10 protein-coding genes are annotated in these 14595 nt (G+C 65.7%); 5 read left to right on the top strand and 5 right to left on the bottom strand.

Features of this window, described 5'->3' with window-relative positions:
- Positions 1-6: 6 nt before the first annotated feature.
- A complete protein-coding gene (clsB, locus tag AC097O_RS04855; RefSeq protein WP_479591732.1) occupies positions 7-1221 on the top strand; it encodes a cardiolipin synthase ClsB in 1215 nt (404 codons plus the stop codon).
- 243 nt (positions 1222-1464) lie between these two features.
- Positions 1465-3078, top strand: coding sequence for a GMC oxidoreductase (locus AC097O_RS04850; RefSeq protein WP_479591731.1), 1614 nt, complete (start codon positions 1465-1467; stop codon positions 3076-3078).
- 33 nt (positions 3079-3111) lie between these two features.
- Here AC097O_RS04850 and AC097O_RS04845 read toward each other — a convergent pair whose 3' ends face one another.
- The 5 genes from AC097O_RS04845 to xdhA form a co-directional block, all read right to left on the bottom strand.
- Positions 3112-5049 carry a methyl-accepting chemotaxis protein gene (locus AC097O_RS04845; RefSeq protein WP_479591730.1) on the bottom strand — a complete coding sequence of 646 codons (1938 nt, stop codon included), beginning with the start codon at positions 5047-5049 and terminating at the stop codon, positions 3112-3114.
- 173 nt (positions 5050-5222) lie between these two features.
- On the bottom strand, positions 5223-6119 hold the full coding sequence (locus tag AC097O_RS04840; RefSeq protein WP_479591729.1) for a DMT family transporter: 897 nt from the start codon (positions 6117-6119) through the stop codon (positions 5223-5225).
- A 55-nt stretch (positions 6120-6174) separates the two neighbouring features.
- A complete protein-coding gene (locus AC097O_RS04835; RefSeq protein ID WP_479591728.1) occupies positions 6175-6840 on the bottom strand; it encodes a helix-turn-helix domain-containing protein in 666 nt (221 codons plus the stop codon).
- A gap of 52 nt (positions 6841-6892) precedes the next feature.
- Complete coding sequence (gene xdhB, locus AC097O_RS04830; protein WP_479591727.1) at positions 6893-9217, bottom strand: xanthine dehydrogenase molybdopterin binding subunit; 2325 nt, start codon at positions 9215-9217, stop codon at positions 6893-6895.
- Positions 9214-10674, bottom strand: coding sequence for a xanthine dehydrogenase small subunit (gene xdhA / locus AC097O_RS04825; RefSeq protein WP_479591726.1), 1461 nt, complete (start codon positions 10672-10674; stop codon positions 9214-9216). The genes xdhB and xdhA overlap by 4 nt, the downstream gene beginning before the upstream one ends.
- A gap of 289 nt (positions 10675-10963) precedes the next feature.
- Here xdhA and AC097O_RS04820 point away from each other — a divergent pair, with 289 nt between their 5' ends.
- From AC097O_RS04820 to AC097O_RS04810, 3 genes are read left to right on the top strand one after another with little or no spacing between them, the layout of a single operon-like run.
- Positions 10964-12496, top strand: a complete 1533-nt coding sequence (locus AC097O_RS04820; protein ID WP_479591725.1) for an ABC transporter ATP-binding protein — start codon at positions 10964-10966, stop codon at positions 12494-12496.
- On the top strand, positions 12483-13544 hold the full coding sequence (locus tag AC097O_RS04815) for an ABC transporter permease (protein WP_479591724.1): 1062 nt from the start codon (positions 12483-12485) through the stop codon (positions 13542-13544). The genes AC097O_RS04820 and AC097O_RS04815 overlap by 14 nt, the downstream gene beginning before the upstream one ends.
- Positions 13544-14464 carry an ABC transporter permease gene (locus AC097O_RS04810; RefSeq protein WP_479591723.1) on the top strand — a complete coding sequence of 307 codons (921 nt, stop codon included), beginning with the start codon at positions 13544-13546 and terminating at the stop codon, positions 14462-14464. The genes AC097O_RS04815 and AC097O_RS04810 overlap by 1 nt, the downstream gene beginning before the upstream one ends.
- Positions 14465-14595 lie beyond the last annotated feature (131 nt).

Raw genomic sequence — 14595 nt, 5'->3', positions numbered from 1 at the left:
AACGGCATGCCGCGCCCCCGTCCGCGCCTGCGCAGTGGCCATGGAATCGATCTGCTGGAGGGCAGCCGCGCGCTTTTCCCCGCCCTGGTCGCCGCCATAGACGCGGCCCAGCACGCGGTGCGGTTGGAAACCTACATTTTTGACTGCACCGGTGCCGGTGCCGAAGTGGCCGAGGCACTGCTGCGCGCCGCCCAGCGTGGGGTGCAGACCTGCGTGGTGGTCGATGGCCTGGGCACCGGCACGCTGCCCGAAGAATGGCGCAAGCGCCTGGCCGCTGCGGGTGTGCAGTGGCGGGTGTACTCGCCGGTGAATATGCTGGCTTTGCTGCTGCCCACGCGCTGGCGGCGGCTGCACCGCAAGCTGTGCGTGGTGGACGGCAGCGTGGCGTTTTGCGGCGGCATCAATATCCTGGACGACTTCCATGACCCCAACTTTGGTGCCCTGAAAGCCCCGCGTTTTGATTTTGCAGTGCGTATCAGCGGGCCCATCGTGGGGCATATCGACACCACCATGCAGGTGCTGTGGCGGCGGCTGCAAGCCGTGCGCGACCTGCGCCAGCGCAAGCTGCAAGAAGCGGTGCAAGTGCTTTTGTCGCCCAAGCTCCGTAGTGTTCCTGCTCCTGAAACCATAGCTGCTGATGCCCCATCCACAAGCGCAGCACTGGTTTTGCGTGACAACCTGCGCAGCCGTACCCGGATCGAGCGGGCCTACCTGCGGGCCATCGCCGGGGCCCGGCACGAGATCATTATTGCCAACGCCTACTTCGTACCCGGTTTTCGTTTGCGCCAGGCGCTGGTGGCTGCGGCCGAACGCGGTGTGCGGGTGCAGTTGCTGCTTCAGGGCCGGTACGAATACTTCATGCAGTACTACGCGGCGCGGCCGGTGTACGGCGTGCTGCTGGGTGCGGGTGTGGAAATCCATGAATACGCGGCCAGCTTTTTACACGCCAAGGTGGCGGTGGTGGATGGCCACTGGGCCACGGTCGGCTCGTCCAACCTCGACCCCTTGAGCCTGCTGCTGGCGCGCGAAGCCAACGTGGTGGTGGAGGATCCGGCCTTTGCCGCCACCCTGCGCGTGCGTCTGCTGCAGGCGATGGAAGAGGGCGGCAAGTTGATGGACCCGGCCACCTACGCCGCCCGCCCGTTGCGCCAGCGCGGCCTGGAATACGTGGCCATGCTGGTGATGCGGCTGGCGCTGTTGGTGACCGGCAAGCGTTACTGACTGTGCGGGTTTTGCGGGGCTCACAAAGTGAGCCTTTTCCCTGGTTTAAGGCTCATTCTCGCCAGGAGTGTGAAAATTTAAGTCATTGATTTAATTGTAAATTAAATTTTTATGTACGAGATTAAGTAACTTAAAGTTACTTTTTCACTGGCGAAATGCAGGTGCTTGCTTCCTATACTTTTCCAGCAACAGACCCCGGTTTTTCGGGCCATCCGGTTTTTTGCTATGCGATAGGACACCACTATGCTGACACGACGCACCACACTTCTGGGCTTGGGCGCAGGGGCTTTGGCCACCCCCTCGGCCCATTCCGCACTTCTGCCTTCCTTGCAGTTGCTCAAGTACAAGGCCCTGGTGCCCGAGATTTTCCAGACCATTCCCCGGCCACCCACCTACACGCCCTGCCTGGTGATTGGCTCGGGTTTTGGCGGGGCCATTTCGGCGCTGCGCCTGGGGCAGGCGGGCCAGCAGGTCACCGTGCTGGAGCGCGGCTCCCAATGGCCCACCGATCCGTGGCGCGATATTTTCAGCAACGACACCTTGCCCGATGGTCGGGCCTTCTGGCACGCCACCAGCGCGAAGATGATTGCCGGTAATACCGCCTATTTCGACCGGTTTGGGGGTGTCATGGATGCCACCGTCTACCCCAACATGACGGTCTGGCGCGGAGCCGCCGTGGGCGGTGGCTCCATGGTCTTTACCGGCTGCATGATCCAGCCCGAGCGGCAGTATTTCGATGCCATCTTTGGCGGCGCAGTCAGCTTTGACGAGATGAACGCCGTCTACTACCCGCGCGTGCGGGCCATGCTGAACCTGAGCACCATCCCCAGCGACCTGTACAACGCCAACGCCTTTCGGCATTCGCGTACCTGGGATGCGCAGGTGCGTGCGGCCGGGTACACCACGACCTTGAGCGAGTCCATCTTCAACTGGAACGTGGTGCGCGCCGAGGTGGGTTTGCAAAGCCGGGCCTCGGCCACCGTGGGGCTGAGCAACCATGGCAACAGCAACGGGGCCAAGTTCGACCTGAACCAAAACTACCTCAAACAGGCCCAGGAGACTGGCCGTGTGCGCATCTACCCCGGGCACGAGGTGCAGGGCATTGGCTGGGACGGCAGCCGCTATACGGTGGATGTGGTCAAGCGCCACCCCGACGGCACGCAGCTCGACCGCTATGTGCTGACCTGCGACAAGCTGTTTCTGGGCGCGGGCTCCATCGGTACATCGGAGCTGCTGGTGAAGGCCCAGGCCACCGGCAATTTGCGTAACCTCAATGCCGAGGTGGGCAAGGGCTGGGGCACGAATGGCGACACCACCGTGGTGCGCAGCCTGGCGCTCACCGGCGGCATTACCCAGGCCTCACCCAGCGCCTCGCGCGTGCACGACGCCGCGTCGGGCTTGCCCATCACCCTGGAGAACTGGTATGTGCCGGGCTTGCCGGTAGACCTGGGCATCATCGGCTCGCTGGGCATGGTGTTCGACCAGACCCACCGGGGCGATTTCCGCTACGACCCCGCCACCGGGTCTGTGAAGCTGAACTGGGCGGCCGACGGCAATGACGACGCCATCGCCGTGAGCCGTACCGTCAACAACCGCATCTGCGCGGCCACCGGTGCCATCCCGGGCGTGCCCTTCATCACGCCCGACGTGTCAGGCCGCAACTGGACGGCCCACCCCCTGGGCGGCGCGGTGCTGAACAAAGCCACCGACGGCTATGGCCGGGTGGTGGGCCACCCCGGTTTGTATGTGGTGGACGGGGCCCTGATTCCCGGCACCACCGGCGCGGTGAACCCCTCACTCACCATCTCGGCGCTGGCCGAGCGCAACCTGCAGAAAATCATCGCCGAAGGCCGCTGAGACGCTTTTTTCGTCTCTTGGCGGCTGGCGACATCAGACCAGCTTGAACACCGCCACCGCCTGCGCCAGCCGGTCGGCCTGGTCGCGCAGGCTCTCGGCGGCGGCGGCGGATTGCTCTACCAAGGCGGCGTTTTGCTGGGTCATCTGGTCCAGCTGGCCCACGGTGTTGTTGACCTGGCCGATGCCGTCCGATTGCTCGGCGGCGGCGGCGGTGATCTCGCCAATGGTGTCGCTCACCCGCTTCACCGAGCTGACGATCTCATCCATGGTGCTGCCCGCGTTCTGCACCAGCCGCGAACCTGATTCCACCTTGTCCACCGACGCGCCAATCAGCGTCTTGATCTCTTTGGCCGCATCCGCGCTGCGTTGGGCCAGGCTGCGCACTTCGCTGGCCACCACCGCAAAGCCGCGCCCTTGCTCGCCCGCGCGGGCGGCTTCTACGGCAGCGTTCAGCGCCAGGATATTGGTCTGGAAGGCAATGCCGTCGATCACGCCAATGATGTCGGCAATCTTTTTGGAGCTGTGGTTGATGTCGGTCATGGTGGCCACCACCTCGCCCACCACCGCGCCGCCACGCGCGGCCACGGCGGCGGCGGACGCGGCCAACTGGTTGGCCTGGCGCGCCGAGTCTGCCGACTGCTGTACCGTGCTGGTGAGCTGCTCCATGCTGCTGGCGGTGCGCTGCAGGTTGGTGGCGGTCTGCTCGGTGCGCGCGCTCAAATCCTGGTTGCCGCTGGCGATCTCGGCGCTGGCCGTGCTGATGCTCTCCACGGCAGAGCGCACCTGCGACAGGGCTTGCAGGTAGCGCTGGCGCATGCCTTCCACCTCGTTGACCAGCGCGCCAATTTCGTCGGTGCGCTGGGTGCTGAAGGCGCGGGTCAGGTCGCCCTGGGCCACGGCGGTCACAGCCACCGTCAGCTCGGCCAGCGGCAGGCTCACGGTGCGGCGCACCAGCACATACAGGCCCACGCCCAGCAGCACGGTGGTGGCGGCCAGGAGGCTCCAGATCACGGTCATGTTGCGCCAGTACTCGGCCATGGCCTCGCTCTCGGCCACCTCGGCCACCAGCCAGCCGCTGCCCGATGCCGTCTTGCGCATCACCGCCCAGGTGTCGGTGGGCGTGCTGCCCAGCAGCGTGGCGGCATCGCGCACATATCCGTCGGGCGCGGCAGACAGGGCGGTCAGGAAGGGCTCGGCCTGGGGAAAGGCCTCCAGCACCTTTTTGCCCTTGGCCGTGGGGTGGATGGCAAATTTGGCATCGGCCAGCGGGCCGCGCGCGTCCAGCAGGTAGATGCCGCCGGAGGTGAAGAACTTGGAGTCGGTAATCTGCTTGTCCAGCGCCGCCTGCTGTAGCGAAATATCGCTGCCCACAAAAAAGATGCCGATGGTGGCCCCGGCTGCGTCCTTGATGGGCTCGTAGCGCGTCATGTAGGGCGTGCCAAACAAGACCGCCGGGCCGGTGTAGGTTTGCCCGGCCTGCACCAGCGCGTAGGCCGGGTGGCTGCGGTCCAGCAGGGTGCCCATGGCGCGCGCGCCGTCCTGCTTTTTCAGCGAGGTGGTGATGCGCAGAAAGTCGTCGCCCTTCTTGGCAAACACCGTGGCCACGCCGCCGGTGTCCAGGGTGAACTGGTCTACCGCGCTGAAGTCGTCGTTGACCACTTTGTCGGCGTTGCTTAACTGGCCGGTGGCCGGGTCCAGGCTCAGCGTGGCGCCAAAGCTGCTGCGAAAGCTGCGGTACGCGCGCTGCACCAGCTCGCGGTTGATGCGGTCGTAGGCATCGGCCACGGCCACCACGCTTTGCACCCGCTCGGTCACGGTGCTGACCCGCTGCGCATGGGTGCTGCGGTGTTCGATCACCCCGATCGCCACTGCCACGGCCAGCAGCACCGCCGCCAGGGCCACCAAAGACAGCCAGGCCAACCGCCGCGCGACCGAGGCGCGGGAACCGGGTGTGGTGGGGGAGTGGTCCATAGCGCCGTCCTTGTAAATATTTGTAATAGAGCAGGAAGGACCGCATATTAACCTCCGCAGAGCCGAAGGTGTTTGTGGGTTGCTCTATTTTTTATAGCTTCTCGTGCTTGTCCAATAAGCACAAGAGGCCGATTTGCTTTAAATCTGCAGTTACCGCACCATGGCCCTGGCGGCTAGTTTTTCCGTTGGCGCACCTCGGCGGCCATCACCACCGCCAGCCCGGCCAGCACGCCACCCAGCCCGATCCACGCGCCCAGCGTGGTCTGCTCGTGCAGCACGGCCACCGCCAGGCCAAAGGCCACCAGCGGCTCGGCCAGCGCCAGCGTCACCGCCGTAGCGCTGGCCACCCAGCGCAGCGCGTAGCTGAACAGCAAATACGCCACCCCGGTAGCCACCACGCCCAGGTAGCCGACGACCAGCACGTCGGTGGCCGTGGCGCTGAACGGGCCCGACACCGCCAGCGCCACCGGCACGGCCACCCACGCTGCCGCGCCAAACACGCACAGCGTCACCGTGGCAGGCGGTGCAGCCCGCACCAGCCCCTGGTTGAGTACGGCATAGGCCGCGTAGCTCAAGCCCGCCGCCAGGCACAGCAGCGTGCCGCGCAGGCTCACGGCATGGTCGGCCCCGCCGCCCAGCACCATCAGCGTGCCCCCGGCCACCGCCAGCAGCGTGCCCAGCCACCAGGCCGGGCGCGGAATCTGCCGGGTAAACAGCCACTGCAACACGCCCGCCCACACCGGCCCGCTGCCCAGCGCCACGGCCGTGCCAATCGCCACGCCGTTGGCCTTGACTCCGGCAAAAAACGCCAGGTTGTAACCCGCCACGCACATGCCCGCCAGCAGCACCCGGCCCCAGGGCAGCGCGCGCAGATCGCCCGCCCAGCGGCTGCGCGGCACGGTTAAAAGTCCATAGATGGCGAAGAAGCCCGAGGCCACCACCAGCCGCAGCGCGCCGATCCAGTAGGCCGACAAATGCGGCGGGGCCAGGCTTTGGGCGGTGCCGGTCGTGCCCCATAGCACGGCGGCGGCCAGCACCATCAGGCTGCCGAGGAGTGTTTTGTTCTGCATGCGCCTATGGTGGGGCAGGGCGCGCAAGCGAAATGTCGAGAGACTCTCGACCTGCTCAGCTGCGCAAACTTTTGGCCCCCACGCCCTGGTCGCGCTTCAAGGCATAGGCCAGGGCGCTGGCGCTGCGGTAGCCCACCTGCAGCGCGGCGGTGTCCAGCGGCATGCCGCCTTGCACCAGGGCCATGGCCCGCTGCAGCCGCCGCGCGCGCAGATAGCTTTGCGGCGGGCTGCCGGTGAGTTCCAGCAGGCGGGCGTGGAAGCGCTGCGGACTTAAGAAGAACAGCGCGGCCATGCGTGCTGTTGTCCAGGGGGCGTGCAGCGCGGCATCCAGCGCGGCATCCAGGGCGGCCAGCGTGATGCGGCGGCGCTGCAAAACCTGCGGGGCCTGCAGCAGGTCGGCCAGCGCCAGAGGATGTATCGCCAAGTCCCGGCGCAGCGGCGGCACGGCAAAGCGTTTGACCCGTTCCAGGCCGGGCTGCGCGGGCACATCCAGCACCCACATGCGGGTGTTGGCTGCGGCCTCAAAGCCATGCGCCACCCCGGCCGGCACGATCACCCCGCAAGCCGTGTCGGCAAAGCAGGCGCGGCCCCCAATCTCCAGCTCCATGCGGCCCTGCAGGGCAAACATGATCTGCACGTGGTCGTGCGCGTGGGCCTGGTGCTCACCGCTGTAACGGCGCACGTCCCAGTGGAGATCGGGGGCGCGGGGGGTAGAGTGCATTAAATTTAGGAGCTGCTCGTGCTGATGGAATAAGCGCTAGAGGCCTATTTGGCTATGATTTTGCCCCCAGCGCCCACAGCACGTTCTCCGCAGTCGCCGGAGCCGCCAGTTGCACTACCGCGCCATCGCCGCGCGCCGAGGCAATCGCTTCCTTCAGCGCTTCAAACACGCTGATCGCCAGCATGAAGGGCGGCTCGCCCACGGCCTTGCTGCCGCCTACGTTGTCCTCACGGTTGGGCTGCTCCCACAGGTCGACCTTGAAGTGGGCGGGGATGTCGCCGGTGGCGGGGATTTTGTAGGTGCTGGGGGCGTGGGTACTCAGGTAACCCTTGGCGTTCCACACCAGTTGCTCGGTGGTCAGCCAGCCCATGCCCTGGATGAAGCCACCCTCGACCTGGCCGATGTCGATGGCGGGGTTGATGCTGGTGCCTGCGTCGTACAGCACGTCGATTTTCAGCACGCGGCTCTCACCCGTCAGGGTGTCGATGGCCACCTCGGTGCAGGCCGCGCCGTAGGCGAAGTAGTAGAACGGGCGGCCCGTCAGCGTGGTTTTGTCGTAGTGGATTTTGGGCGTGCGGTAGAAGCCGTCGCTCCACAGCTGGATGCGGTTGGCGTAGGCCTGCTGCACCAGGCTGGCAAACGGGCGGCTGGTGGTGGGTGTGATGACCTGGCCGCCCTTGAACTGCACCGCCCCGGCGCCGCAGTTGTCCAGCCCGGAGGCGAACGCGGCCAGGTTGTCGCGCACGTTGCGGGCGGCGTACTGGGCCGCGCGGCCATTGAGGTCTGTGCCGCTGCTGGCCGCCGTGGCCGAGGCGTTGGGCACTTTGCTGGTGTCGGCCGCCGTGGCCAGCACGCTGGCGAAGGGGATGCCCAGCTCGTCGGCCACGACTTGCGCTACCTTGGTGTTCAGGCCCTGGCCCATCTCGGTGCCGCCGTGGTTGACCTGCACGCTGCCGTCGGTGTAGACGTGGACCAGCGCACCGGCCTGGTTAAACAGGGTGGCGGTGAACGAGATGCCGAACTTCACCGGCGTGATGCTGATGCCGCGCTGGATCACCGGGTTGGCCGCGTTCCAGGCCGTAATAGCCTCTCTGCGCCCTATGTAACCCGAAGTCTGCTCTATTTTTGAGAGCATGGGATGCAGGATGTTGTCTTCCACTTGCATCTGGTAGTGGGTGACGTTGCGCTTGGCGTTGGGCGTGTCGGCAGCGTCGTAGAGGTTGTGGCGGCGCACGGCCAGCGGGTCCAATTTGAGCTGCCGGGCGATCTCGCCCAGGATGGTTTCGATCACGATCACGCCCTGCGGCCCGCCGAAGCCGCGGAAGGCGGTGTGGCTTTGGGTGTGGGTTTTGACGCGGTACGAGGCGATGTCTACATCGGCCAGAAAGTAGGCGTTGTCGGCATGGAACACGGCGCGGTCGGCCACCGGGCCGCTCAGGTCGGCGCTGAAGCCGCAGTTGGCCAGCATGGTGAGCTGCAGGCCGCAGACCAGGCCTGCGTCGTCGTAGCCCACGGTGTAGTCGTAGGCAAACGGGTGGCGCTTGCCGGTAACCATGAAGTCGTCATCGCGGTCGAAGCGCAGCTTGATGGGACGGTGCAGCTTATTGGCCGCCACCGCCGCCCACACGGCCAGGTGCCCGGCCTGGGTCTCCTTGCCACCAAAGCCGCCGCCCATGCGGCGGCATTCGACCTTGACGGCGTGGTTGGCGATGCCGAGCGCGTGTGCCACCCAGTGCTGCACCTCGCCGGGGTGCTGGGTGCTGGAGTGCACCAGCCATTGGTTTTGCTCTTGCGGCAGCACGTAGGCGACCTGGCCTTCGAGGTAAAAGTGCTCTTGCCCGCCTACTTCGAGCTGGCCGGTGAGGGTGTGCGGGGCAGCAGCTAAAGCCTGTGCGGCATCGCCCCGGCGCACGAACACTGGGGGTAGCACGTAGCTTTGCGCGGCGTGGGCGGCGCGCACGTCCAGCAGGGCGGGCAGGGCCTCGATGTCGAGCTGGATGGCGCGGGCGGCTTCGCGGGCCTGCATCACCGTGTCGGCCACCACCAGGCCGATCACCTGGCCGATGTGCAGCACGGCATCAAAGGCAAACACCGGCTCGTCATGGGCAAAGGCGGCCAGCATCTTGTCGCCGGGAATGTCCTGGCTGAGGATGATCGCCTGCACGCCGGGCATGGCGCGTGCGGCGCGGCTGTCCACACCCAAAAGCTTGCCGTGGGCCACGGTGGACAGGATGGGCGCGGCATGCAGGGTGCCGCGCACCTCGGGCAGGTCGTCGATGTAATGCGCCGCGCCTGCCACCTGGGCGCGGGCGCTCTCGTGGGGCTGGCTGGTGCCTGTGGAGGCGGTCGAGATGCTGAGTTTGTCGGGGGCGTTCATGCGCAGGCCTCCACGTCGAAAGTGGCAAGGTTGATCTGGGTCTGCCCCTGGCTTTCCAGCCAGAAGCGTTGCAGCAGGTTGCCCATGACCTCGCTGCGGTAGGCGGCGCTGGCCCGCATGTCGGAGATGGGCTGGAATTCGGCGCGCAGGGCGGCTGCGGCGGCCTGGGCCGTGGCCAGGGTCCAGGTCTGGCCGACCAGGGCCGCCTGGGTCTGCACGGCGCGCACCGGAGTGGCGGCTACTCCGCCTACGCCGATGGAGGCGGCTGTGACAACCCCGTTGTCCACCGTCAGACTCAGCGCCAGGCAGACGGCCGAAATGTCGTCGTCAAACCGTTTCGAGATTTTGTACACCCGCATGAATTCGGCACCCGCATGCGGCACCTTGACCCACGCCAGCACCTCGTCCGCTGCCATCACATTCGTGCGGTAGCCGGTGTACAAATTCTCCAGCGGCAGCTCGCGCTCCCCGCGCTGGCTGGCCAACACCACGCTGGCCCCCAGCGCGATCAGCAGCGGCATGGAGTCGCCAATCGGCGAGCCGTTGGCTACGTTGCCGCCCAGGGTGCCCGAGTTGCGCACCGGCAGTCCGGCGAAGCGAGAGGCAAAGCTGTGCAGTTGCGGGCGGGTGGCGACCAGGGCGGTGTAGGCATCGTGCAAGGTCACGGCGGCACCGATGTGCAGGCCGTCGGGTTTGGATGCGGTCTGGCGCAGTTCTTCCACCTGGGTCACGTCGAGCACGCTCTCGAAGTGCTTGTGCATCTTGGTAACCCACAGGCCCACGTCGGTACACCCGGCCACGATCTGGGCCTGGGGGTGGGCGGCGCGCGCGGCCAGCAGCTCGGCCAGGGTGCGCGGGGATTTATAAGCCGAATCGGCCTCTGCCGCCCTATTGCTAAGCGCAAGCAGCTCTAATTTCTGTAGCACATCGGCCTCGTCGATGCGCACGGCGGGCAGCTGCTCCATGGCCTGGGCGGCATCCAGAATCGGGCGGTAGCCGGTGCAGCGGCACAGGTTGCCCGACAAGGCCTCTTGTGCGCCCGCACGGCTGATGGTTTGTCCCTGGCAGGTGCTGTTTTGGTACATGCCAAACAGGCTCATCACAAAGCCCGGCGTGCAAAAGCCGCACTGCGAGCCATGGCACTGCACCATGGCCTCTTGCGCCGGGTGCAGGCTGCCGTCGGCCTGGGCGATGTCTTCCACCGTCCACAGCGCCATGCCGTCAATGGAATGGGCCAGGCGGATGCAGCTATTGATGGCCTTGTAGCGCAGCGTACCGTTTTCGGGTTCCGCCAACACCACGGTGCAGGCCCCGCAGTCGCCCTCGCCGCAGCCTTCCTTGGTGCCGGTGGTGTTCAGATCTTCGCGCAGCACCTGCAGCAGGGTGCGGTCGGGCGGCACGTTGTGCAGCGTGATGGTCTGGCCGCGCCGCAGAAAGCGCAGGGGTTGGGTCGTCATGGCTCGGGGGTCCTTCTAGGCAAATCTTGTGAAGCGCAGCATGCAATAGTCACACCACCCATTTTGGTGCATTGCAGCACTTATATAAGGCTGTTGCGGGTTAGGATACGCGTCGTTTACTGACTGTGTACCGCCATTGTTCGCAATATTTACGCGGTTGGCACTGAGCTTGCTGGGGTATCTGCAAAGCTTTCGGGGTCTTGCACTGGTTTGCTATGTAAAAAGTAGCTGCTCGTGCCCATTCCATAAGCGGCAGCACCCATATTTTTATAAAAAAGAGTCTCAACGCATGGCACCACCCAGACTGCAACTGACGAACATCACCAAGCGTTACCCGGCGGTGGTAGCCAACAGCAACGTGTCGTTGACGGTGCAGCCCGGCGAGGCGCACGCGGTACTGGGCGAGAACGGCGCGGGCAAGTCCACGCTGATGAAGATCATCTACGGCTCGGTCAAGCCCGACGAGGGCACGGTGATGTTCAACGGCCAGCCGGTCCATATCCGCAACCCGCAGGAGGCGCGGGCGTTGGGTATCAGCATGGTGTTCCAGCATTTCAGCCTGTTCGACACCCTGACGGTAGCCGAAAACGTGTGGCTGGGCCTGGACAAAAGCCTGAGCCTGGCAGAAGTAACCCAGCGTATAACAGCCAAGGCCAGCGCCTACGGCCTGGACATCGACCCCAGCCGCCCGGTACATACCCTGGCCGTGGGCGAGATGCAGCGGGTGGAAATCATCCGCGCGCTGCTGACCAACCCCAAGCTATTGATTCTGGACGAGCCCACCTCGGTGCTGACCCCACAGGCGGTGGAAAAGCTGTTTGTGGTGCTGAACCAGTTGGTCTCCGAGGGCTGCAGCATCTTGTACATCAGCCACAAGCTGCACGAGATCCGCGCGCTGTGCACCGCCTGTACCGTACTGCGTGGCGGCACGGTCACCGGCGTGTGCAACCCTGCCCAAGAAACCAATGCCTCGCTGAGCCGTTTGATGATCGGTGCCGAGCCGCCTGCGCTGCAGCACCGGGTGGTCAAGACCGGCCCCACCGTGCTGCAGGTGCAGGCCTTGCAACTGGCGCGCGAAGACCAGTTTGGCGTGGAACTGGACGGTATTTCCCTGCAGGTCAAGGCGGGCGAGGTGGTGGGCATTGCGGGTGTGTCGGGCAACGGCCAGCGCGAGCTGTTGTACGCGCTGTCGGGTGAAGACACGCGCTGCGCCGCCAACATGGTGCAGGTGGCAGGCCAGCCCGCGGGCAAGCTGGGCCCCCAGCAGCGCCGGGCACTGGGCCTGCATTTCGTGCCCGAGGAACGGCTTGGCCGGGGGGCCGTGCCCACGCTGGGCCTGGCGCACAACCTGATGCTCACCCGCTCGGATGCCATCACCTCCAGCGGCTGGATCCAACTGGGTGTGCTGCAAACCCAGGCGCAAAGCATCATCGACCGCTTCAAGGTCAAAACCGGCGGGCCGAATGCCGCTGCCAAGTCGCTCTCGGGTGGCAATTTGCAAAAGTTCATCGTGGGCCGCGAGATCGACGCCAAGCCGAAGCTGCTGATCGTCTCGCAACCCACTTGGGGCGTGGACGTGGGCGCGTCGGCGCAGATACGTGGCGAGATTTTGGCCCTGCGCGATGCCGGGTGCGCGGTGCTGGTGGTTAGCGAAGAGCTGGACGAGTTGTTTGAAATATGCGACCGGCTGCACGTCATTGCCAAGGGGCGGCTGTCGCCCTCGGTGGCGCGGGCCGATGCCACCGTGGCACAGATTGGAGAATGGATGAGCGGTTTGTGGAATGCACCAGCTAGCCAGGAGGCGGCCCATGTTCAAGCTTGAAGCCCGCCCCCAGCCGTCCAAATTTTGGGGCTACGGCTCGCCCATCCTGGCGCTGCTGGTCACGGTGGTGATCGGCGTGGCTTTGTTCATGGCACTGGGCAAAGACCCCGTCAAAGGCCTGCAGGTGTTCTTTTGGGAGCCCATCAAGTCGCCGTATGCGCTGGGCGAGCTGATGGTCAAGGCCACGCCGCTGCTGGTGATTGCGCTGGGGCTGGCGGTGTGCTTTCGCTCCAACGTGTGGAACATCGGAGCCGAGGGCCAGTACGTGGTGGGGGCCATTTGCGCCAGCGGCGTGGCGCTGCTGGCCGATAAAACCACCGGCGGCTGGATCGTGCTGCCGATTCTGCTGGCCGGGGTGCTGGGCGGCATGGTCTGGGGCGGCATTGCGGCGCTGCTGCGCGACAAGTTCAACGCCAGCGAGATTCTGGTCAGCCTGATGCTGGTCTACGTGGCGGTGCAACTGCTGGGCTTCATGGTCGATGGCCCCTGGAAAGACCCGCTGGGCTACAACTTCCCGCAGACCAAGAACTTCGAGGCCATCACCCGCATCCCGCGGCTGTTTACCGGCTCGCGGGTCAGCATCGGGCTGCTGGTGGCGCTGGTGGGCGTGCTGGTGCTGTGGGTGTACCTGTTTCGCACCCGGGCCGGGTTTGCCCAGCAGGTGGGCGGGCTGGCCCCGGCCGCTGCGCGCTACGCCGGGTTCTCTTCGCGCAAGGCACTGTGGGTGGCGCTGCTGGTGTCGGGCGGCGCGGCGGGCCTTGCCGGTGCGCTGGAGGTGGCCGGGCCGATTGGCCAGCTCACGCTGTACCTGCCTGCGGGCTACGGTTTTGCGGCCATCATCGTGGCCTTTGTGGGGCGGCTGCACCCGGTGGGCATGGTGTTCTCTGCCGTGCTGATGAGCATGTTCTATATCGGCGGTGAGCTGGCGCAGTCGCGCCTGGGCCTGCCCAAATCGCTGACCGGTGTGTTCCAGGGCTTGCTGCTGTTTACGCTGCTGACCTGCGACACCTTGATCGCTTACCGCGTCCGTTTTAAGAAGGAGGCGTGATGGAATCGTATGCTTTGTTATTTGCCGCCACGCTGAGTGCGGGCACGGTGCTGGCGCTGGCCGCGCTGGGCCTGCTGGTCAACGAAAAGGCCGGTATCGTCAACCTGGGGGCCGAGGGCATGATGCTGTGCGCCGCCATTGCCGGGTTTGCCACGGTGGTGCATACCGGCAGCGACTGGCTGGGCTTTGCCGCGGGCATGGGCGTGGGGGCCCTGCTGGCGGCGCTGTTTGGCGTGCTGGTGATCTGGCTCAACACCAACCAGTACGCCACCGGCCTGGCGCTGAGCCTGTTTGGCGCGGGGTTTTCGGCGTTTGCCGGTATCACCTACGTGCAGGCCAAGCTGCCCGAGCGCATCCAGTTTGCGGTGCCGGTGCTGGGCGATATTCCGCTGATCGGCCCGGCGCTGTTTCGCCAGCACCCGCTGGTGTATGTGGCTATGGCGCTGGTGGCGGCGCTGGTCTGGTTTTTGTACCGCACCCGCAGCGGCCTGGTGCTGCGCTCGGTGGGCGAGTCGCCCGAATCGGCCCATGCACTGGGCTACCCGGTGCGGCGCATCCGCTTTATGGCGGTGGTGGTGGGCGGCGCGCTGTGCGGGCTGTCGGGGGCTTTCATCTCGCTGGCCTACACCCCCTTGTGGGTCGAGGGCATGGTGGCGGGCAAGGGCTGGATCGCGCTGGCGCTGACCACCTTTGCCACCTGGCGGCCCATGCGGGTGCTGCTGGGCGCCTACCTGTTTGGCGGCGTGACCATGCTGCAGTTTCACCTGCAAAGCGTGGGGGTGGAGGTGCCCATCCAGCTGCTGAGCATGCTGCCCTATCTGGCCACCATCGTGGTGCTGGCGCTGATTTCGCGCAACCCGGTGTGGATCCGCATCAACATGCCCGCCTCGCTGGGGAAACCCTTTTTCCCCAGTTCATAGATGCACACCCCCAGGCTACAGCGCAAGCGCTTTTCGCCAACCCCCTTGCAGGGGGCAACACCAGCAGCCTGGCAGAGCCAGTTCTGCGGTGTTCTGGCGTGCGTGCGTTCTGTCTGACAAGTGGGTTGTTT

The organism is Rhodoferax sp. LS1P39 (assembly GCF_056521425.1).
Note: the sequence above shows the minus strand (reverse complement) of the source record. Positions and strands in the feature narration are given on the sequence as shown.

Coding starts and splice junctions, on each gene's coding strand:
- xdhB (WP_479591727.1), bottom strand. CDS start 9,217: ATGAACGCCCCCGACAAACTCAGCATCTCGACCGCCTCCACAGGCACC.
- AC097O_RS04845 (WP_479591730.1), bottom strand. CDS start 5,049: ATGGACCACTCCCCCACCACACCCGGTTCCCGCGCCTCGGTCGCGCGG.
- AC097O_RS04835 (WP_479591728.1), bottom strand. CDS start 6,840: ATGCACTCTACCCCCCGCGCCCCCGATCTCCACTGGGACGTGCGCCGT.
- AC097O_RS04850 (WP_479591731.1), top strand. CDS start 1,465: ATGCTGACACGACGCACCACACTTCTGGGCTTGGGCGCAGGGGCTTTG.
- AC097O_RS04820 (WP_479591725.1), top strand. CDS start 10,964: ATGGCACCACCCAGACTGCAACTGACGAACATCACCAAGCGTTACCCG.
- AC097O_RS04810 (WP_479591723.1), top strand. CDS start 13,544: ATGGAATCGTATGCTTTGTTATTTGCCGCCACGCTGAGTGCGGGCACG.
- xdhA (WP_479591726.1), bottom strand. CDS start 10,674: ATGACGACCCAACCCCTGCGCTTTCTGCGGCGCGGCCAGACCATCACG.
- AC097O_RS04840 (WP_479591729.1), bottom strand. CDS start 6,119: ATGCAGAACAAAACACTCCTCGGCAGCCTGATGGTGCTGGCCGCCGCC.
- clsB (WP_479591732.1), top strand. CDS start 7: ATGCCGCGCCCCCGTCCGCGCCTGCGCAGTGGCCATGGAATCGATCTG.
- AC097O_RS04815 (WP_479591724.1), top strand. CDS start 12,483: ATGTTCAAGCTTGAAGCCCGCCCCCAGCCGTCCAAATTTTGGGGCTAC.